The sequence below is a fragment of the Desulfobacula sp. genome, assembly GCF_021107415.1.
In genome coordinates this window covers 1-5709 of record NZ_JAIOSW010000029.1, presented here as the reverse complement: position 1 = coordinate 5709, position 5709 = coordinate 1, and the positions used below count along the sequence as shown (strand labels likewise).

7 protein-coding genes are annotated in these 5709 nt (G+C 35.3%); 4 read left to right on the top strand and 3 right to left on the bottom strand.

Annotation, left to right across the window (positions count from 1 at the left end; genetic code table 11):
* A partial coding sequence (locus K8S13_RS01630) for a hypothetical protein (RefSeq protein WP_291459934.1) occupies positions 1–375 on the top strand: 375 nt, incomplete at its 5' end.
* Positions 376–566: 191 nt separating this feature from the next.
* Here K8S13_RS01630 and K8S13_RS01625 read toward each other — a convergent pair.
* The 3 genes from K8S13_RS01625 to K8S13_RS01620 are packed head-to-tail and all read right to left on the bottom strand — an operon-like array spanning position 567 to position 2523.
* Positions 567–1616 carry an IS91 family transposase gene (locus tag K8S13_RS01625; RefSeq protein WP_291459933.1) on the bottom strand — a complete coding sequence of 350 codons (1050 nt, stop codon included), beginning with the start codon at positions 1614–1616 and terminating at the stop codon, positions 567–569.
* Positions 1617–1618: 2 nt separating this feature from the next.
* A complete protein-coding gene (locus tag K8S13_RS25535; RefSeq protein WP_367172508.1) occupies positions 1619–1819 on the bottom strand; it encodes a tyrosine-type recombinase/integrase in 201 nt (66 codons plus the stop codon).
* Complete coding sequence (locus K8S13_RS01620; protein WP_291459932.1) at positions 1768–2523, bottom strand: site-specific integrase; 756 nt, start codon at positions 2521–2523, stop codon at positions 1768–1770. Before K8S13_RS01620 ends, K8S13_RS25535 begins: the two co-directional genes overlap by 52 nt.
* Before the next feature lie 249 nt (positions 2524–2772).
* On the opposite strand from K8S13_RS01620, the gene K8S13_RS01615 reads away from it, so the two are divergent.
* The 3 genes from K8S13_RS01615 (at position 2773) to K8S13_RS01605 (ending at position 5600) form a co-directional block, all read left to right on the top strand.
* Positions 2773–4467: a DUF262 domain-containing HNH endonuclease family protein gene (locus tag K8S13_RS01615; RefSeq protein WP_291459930.1), complete on the top strand. Its 1695-nt coding sequence runs from the start codon at positions 2773–2775 to the stop codon at positions 4465–4467.
* A 172-nt stretch (positions 4468–4639) separates the two neighbouring features.
* Positions 4640–5338, top strand: coding sequence for a PD-(D/E)XK nuclease family protein (locus K8S13_RS01610; RefSeq protein ID WP_291459928.1), 699 nt, complete (start codon positions 4640–4642; stop codon positions 5336–5338).
* The gene (locus K8S13_RS01605) at positions 5331–5600 is read left to right on the top strand and encodes a hypothetical protein (protein WP_291459926.1); all 270 of its coding nucleotides are present in this window, start codon (positions 5331–5333) and stop codon (positions 5598–5600) included. The genes K8S13_RS01610 and K8S13_RS01605 overlap by 8 nt, the downstream gene beginning before the upstream one ends.
* Positions 5601–5709: the final 109 nt, after the last annotated feature.

Sequence of the window (5709 nt, the reverse complement as noted above, 5' to 3'; positions counted from 1 at the left end):
GTGAGTGCTGGAATGTTCTGGTGCTTAAGAAAAGACTATCAGGCAATTGGGGGCTTCGATGAAAAGCTGGCTTGCATCGAAGATATTGATTTTGGTAAACGTTTGAAAAGATATGGAAAAGATCGTGGAAAGCGGTATTACACAATACGCAAGGCCCACATTGTAACATCGTGCAGGAAATTTGATCAATTTGGCGATTGGTATTTTATTAAGAACCCAATGGTTGTTTACAGGGTTTTTAAGAGAGACCAAAAGCAGGCGGATCAGTTTTATTACGATGCCAGGTCAGAAATCACCGAACGAATAAGGATAGATTGTGTGAGGAACGAACCACAATCTTATCCGGTGGTTGGACAAGCCCGGCAAAATTTTTGATGTGGTCTATATATAAGAAAATATCTTTTTTTGAATATGGAGAAGATGATGCGCCTTCAGAAGGATAGTCAAATTTAAGGCGCACGGGTGCATTAACCCGAAAATAGGTTTTTTAAAGCAATAATTATTTCATTTAAGTTTCTTTTCCCCCTGCTTTTAAAATGAACAGCAGCTTTTGCCGTTAATAATAATTATCCGGATTTTTCTCCTGTGTAACGAAACCCTATAACAACCATGGGTGACTTACAGCATGGGCATTTAAAAATCGGTCTTGTACGTTGTTCAATTTCTTTTATTTTAACGTATAAAATTAATTGAATCAGAAAAAGTATTTTTTTTGCATTGCTGTGAAGGAAGCCATAGTCTCTGACTCTTCGGAACCCTTTGGGGAGGACATGTTGCATAAGCAGTTTTAAAAAGTTTTCCCCTTTAAGGGTTCTAAATCGTGTTTCACCTGTTTTACTTTCAGTATACTTAAAAGTCACCATGCCATTATGATTAGAAACAATATTTTTTTCACTGATAACACCACGGTATAAATACCTGGATAAGTATTTGATCGCAGTTATTCCTTTTCCTGCATGGGAGCAGTCAACCACCCATTTTTTAGGGACTTGTTTGGGAATAAAAAGTTTTGATTCATTTAAGGCTGCTAAAAATCGGGCACGAAAGACAATTGCCAAGGCTTTATAATGGAATAAATATTTCCCTTTTTTCTTTTTCCATTGACGTCTGCGTTTATCAATGCCGCCACCAGGAACAACAACATGTATGTGGGGGTGAAAATCGAGTTTTCTGCTATGCGTGTGCAATACCATAGTCATTCCGATCTCAGCCCCCAACTTTTTTGGATTTAAACCAAAATCTTTCAGAGTACTTGCAACACAAAAAAAGAAGAGAGAAAACATTAATCTCTGATTATGATAAGCCAATGACCTTAGTTCATAAGGCAGTGTAAAAGTAATCAGAAAGTAAGGAACAGGTAATAATTTACCCTGTTGCCGGTCGATCCACCGGCTGGCTTCATGATTCTGACATTGAGGACAACTGCGGTGACCACAGGATAAAGGTTTCCACTCTGTATGGCTGCAATTGGAACAACCCACGTAAAGTTCACCCGAGGCAGGAGTATGACAATTGCAAATAGCATTTATTGCCTTTAAATGACCGGGTAATGCAGTGTCACCATATTTAGTAATAAATTTATCATGGTATTGATTGAGAATAGAGGCTATTTTCATGATTACACCTTTTTCAAATCAACATGAAGTGTGTTCATGAGTTTATTAATAGTGAGCAGACTATTTTGTTCTGTGAAGTCAGTTATATGAGCGTAACGTGCTGTTGTGAGAGGGCTTGCATGACCGAGCAAGGCCTGTATATGGCGGAGACTTAAGCCGCGTTCAAGCAGATGAGTGGCGAAACTGTGCCGAAGGGAATGCACGGAGATTTTTTTTTAATACCACATTCAACCACAACTGTTTTCATGGCTTTTTGTGCACCACCCCTATCCATATGAGTTTTAGCTTTTTGAATTGTTTGAAAAGAACCTGAGGCTTTGGGAAATAATAATTTGGGATTCTTATGCTTGCTCCAAAGTTCACGCAATCCCTGCAAAGTAAGATCGGGCAATGGCACCAAACGATCTTTATGACCTTTTCCACGGCGGATATGAACACGTTTCCGGCTTGCATCAATATCACCAACCTGAAGAGATAATGTTTCTTCTAAACGAAGCCCCATTGAATAGGTAGTTAATATAAAAACACGATACCTCAGTTTGCGTATTACAGCAATAAGCCTGTCAACTTCAGCAGGAGTGATAATATCAGGAATTGTTTTAACTTGTGGTGGTTTTACAATATCAATCCATTTCCAATCAAGTTTGAGTACATGTTTCCAGAAAAATTGCAGGCCACTGCGGTCAATTTTAACTGTACTCCATGAGTGAGAGTCTACAAGGTCAGCAAAATATTTTTCCAATTGTTCCGGTTTTAATTTATCGGGACAGCAATTAAAATAATCACAAACCCGGCGTAAGGCTCTGGAATAAGCCTCAATGGTTTTTTGTGCTTTTCCTTGAAGCTTGAGAGATCTTAGATGCAGTTCATAAAGCTTGTTGAATCGATTTACTTCTGTTTTTTTCATGGTATACTCCTTTTTAAATTATTGTATCCGGAATTGGACACGGATAGGAGTTATACACTATTTTGGTTTTTTCTGCCGCGTAGCGGCTTCGTCCAACCTGGCGTTTCACTGGATTGCAGGGGACTGAGCCGCTCTGAAAAGTTTTGGTTTAACAATCATTATTATCACGAACAAGCTTTCTGGCAACCCCTGCAACCAGTGAACTTGTCGTTAAATTGATATCTACAATAATCATATAGGAGGCTCTCTTTGAAAATAGAATCGAAAGACACAGATATAGAAAGCTTACTTAATGGGAGTTTTTTTCATATTCCACGTTTTCAGAGACCCTACTCTTGGGATGCTGAAAACATTTCAGAGTTTTGGGACGACCTTGTTATTAATAAAAATGAAGATTATTTCATTGGTTCGATGGTTGTTTACAAAAAAGCTAAACAGCAATTTGGTGTTGTTGATGGACAACAACGCCTGACTACCATTACAATCCTCCTTTGCGTAATCAGGGATGAGTTTAAAAAAATAGGAAATGATGACCTTGCAAAAGGACTCCATCAACTCATTGAAAGAAAAGATAGAAATAACCAAAGCGAATATGTTTTAAAAACAGAAACATCATTCCCATATTTTCAGGAGCATATTCAAAAATTTTCGAAGCCTGAAGTCGAAACTGAAATAAATACAGAGGAGCTAAATCTTGAGAATTCACATCAAATGTTTAAAAAGTATGTTGCTTCTGCCATGGATTCTGTTGACTCAGATACTACTGTTCCAGAAGATGACAGAAAAGAGCTGAAAAATACTAAGCTCGTAAGCATAAGAAATTCTGTATTAAACCTTAATGTTATTTTCGTAACTTTAGACAACGAGGATGATGCTTATCTAATTTTTGAAACGCTTAACACGCGTGGTAAAGATCTTGCGCTGACAGATTTAGTAAAAAACCACTTTGCCAAACACATTAAGGCACGAGGTGATGTTGACCATGCTAAATTAAAATGGCAACAAATCTTAGAAATGATTCACAACTCATCAGCAGATATTTCTTCAGATAATTTTATCTATCATTTCTGGGCTTCGAGGTATGAAGCCGTCCCCCTCAAAAAATTATTCCCAAAAATTAAAAAGACTATCAAAAAAGCAAAGGCGACAGGATATTTAAATTCTTTACTGTCTGATGTTAAGATTTATAGATCTATTTATGAAACATCATATGATTGGAATAAAAATGAACGAGAAGTTTCACAAACACTGTGGGCGCTCCAGCTTTTCAAGTTGTCTCAGCCAGTTCCTGCCGTTTTGTCTCTTATAAGGTCATACAGAAATAAAATTATTAAATTCGGTAAATTAAGAGATGCTTTACTATCTATTGAAAAATTCCATTTCATCTTTACTGCTGTAACTTCTTCTCGCTCTTCTGGCGGCATATCGGCAATGTATTCCTCATTTGCACGAAAACTATTTAAGGCGAATGATTCTCAAGATGCATCTAATGAAATAACTATCCTTGTTGACAAATTAAAAGCTAAAAATCCGTCATTTGAGGAATTCAAAGTGGCATTCAATGAGATTTACTATACGAATAGTAGGTCAAAACAAAAAAAACTTGTTCGCTATATTTTAAGAAAATTATCTGAATATTATTCTTATAAATATTCAGTTGATTTTGACGATCTGACAATAGAGCATGTGCAACCACAGTCCAACATTGATGAGATATGGGATGAGGAATCTATCGGAAAGCTTGGCAATCTAATATTTATCGATCAAGAAATGAATGGAAAGTTGGGCACCAAAATCTTTTCAGAAAAAATGAATCTTTTAAAAAAAGAACAGTATAGCATTCCAGAATTTTTAGTTGCTAAAACTGAATGGACACCTGACGACGTTAATACTCATACTGATAAAATGGCTGAAGTAGCCTATAAGAATATATGGAAAATTTAACAAAACGCTTCAGGTGACAGCCGGGGTCTGCGCTGTTTTCGAAGGTTGCTGTAAAATTAAAATATATATTTTAAGCAAAGGTTGTGGTAACCCCGGCTGCACCTGAGCTAGACGTTCGGTTTCAATTACGTTGCATATTTAAATACAGAGAAAAAAGAAATAAAATACCAAAATGACAGTTAAAAAGATCACAATAAACTCATTTTTCGAAGAATTTCCTTTTAAACAAAAAAAGCAACTAAAAAAAATAGATTTTCAGTTTTTTGAAACTTTAGTCCCTAAAATTTTATCTGATAAACAAAATTACGCCATTACTCCCCCAAGCCTTAATATATTCGATGGATTCAATATAGGAAAAAATGAACTAAAACATTGTTCCTTGCTTGCATGGTTTTTTAATCCAAGTGGGAATCATAGCCAAGGGGAACTTTTTTTAGAATGTTTTTTAAAGAAATTTGAGGTCAAAGAAATATTTCAATATACAGAGGGTGGATATTTCACGGTATCCACTGAAGATAATTATTCCGAGCAAGGTCGAGTTGATATATCTATTTATAATAAAAATTTCTGGCTTATTATTGAAGCAAAAATAATGGCAAATGAGCAAGACGATCAAATTGAGAGATACAATGAGATTCTTAACAAAAGATCTATGGCTCTTGGCATCCCTCGATCAATGTGCAAGGTATTCTTTTTAACCACTGATGGTAGAAAACCTGACTCAGGAAAAGCTGATTTTAATATTAGTTGGAAAGATATAGCGGAAGTTTTACAAAAGTTCGCAAATAATTGTAAAAACGAATATATTTTATCAACTGCAAAGCAATATTCAAATTTTATAATTTCCAATCTTGGAGAGAATTATGTCTGAAGCTACTGAATATTTAATTAAAAATATTAACAAAACATTTGAAATCTATAACGCTATATCAAAAATGGAGACAGAAGTTCTTTCTAAATTTGATAAAAACATAAGAGAATCTTTTCCAAGCTGGGTTAAAGGTGAATGGATTTCTCCAGAAGAAGAAAACCTTCATGAGGATTATTGTATAAATATTATCCGTAAAGAATGGTCCTATCAAAATGAAAAGAAAGATACAAAATCATATATCTGGACCTATGACCGCAAATGACGGTTGGATTTTATCAACCATCTGATTTTTTATCTATTAATTCAATTTGTTCCCATTTGCAAAGTATATGTTTTGGCTTTTGAACAAGAAAATATTTAGATTTTCAAAG

Excerpts from the sequence above, each read along its gene's own strand:
- K8S13_RS01610 (WP_291459928.1), top strand. The coding sequence starts at position 4,640 with ATGACAGTTAAAAAGATCACAATAAACTCATTTTTCGAAGAATTTCCT.
- K8S13_RS01605 (WP_291459926.1), top strand. The coding sequence starts at position 5,331 with ATGTCTGAAGCTACTGAATATTTAATTAAAAATATTAACAAAACATTT.
- K8S13_RS01620 (WP_291459932.1), bottom strand. The coding sequence starts at position 2,523 with ATGAAAAAAACAGAAGTAAATCGATTCAACAAGCTTTATGAACTGCAT.
- K8S13_RS01625 (WP_291459933.1), bottom strand. The coding sequence starts at position 1,616 with ATGAAAATAGCCTCTATTCTCAATCAATACCATGATAAATTTATTACT.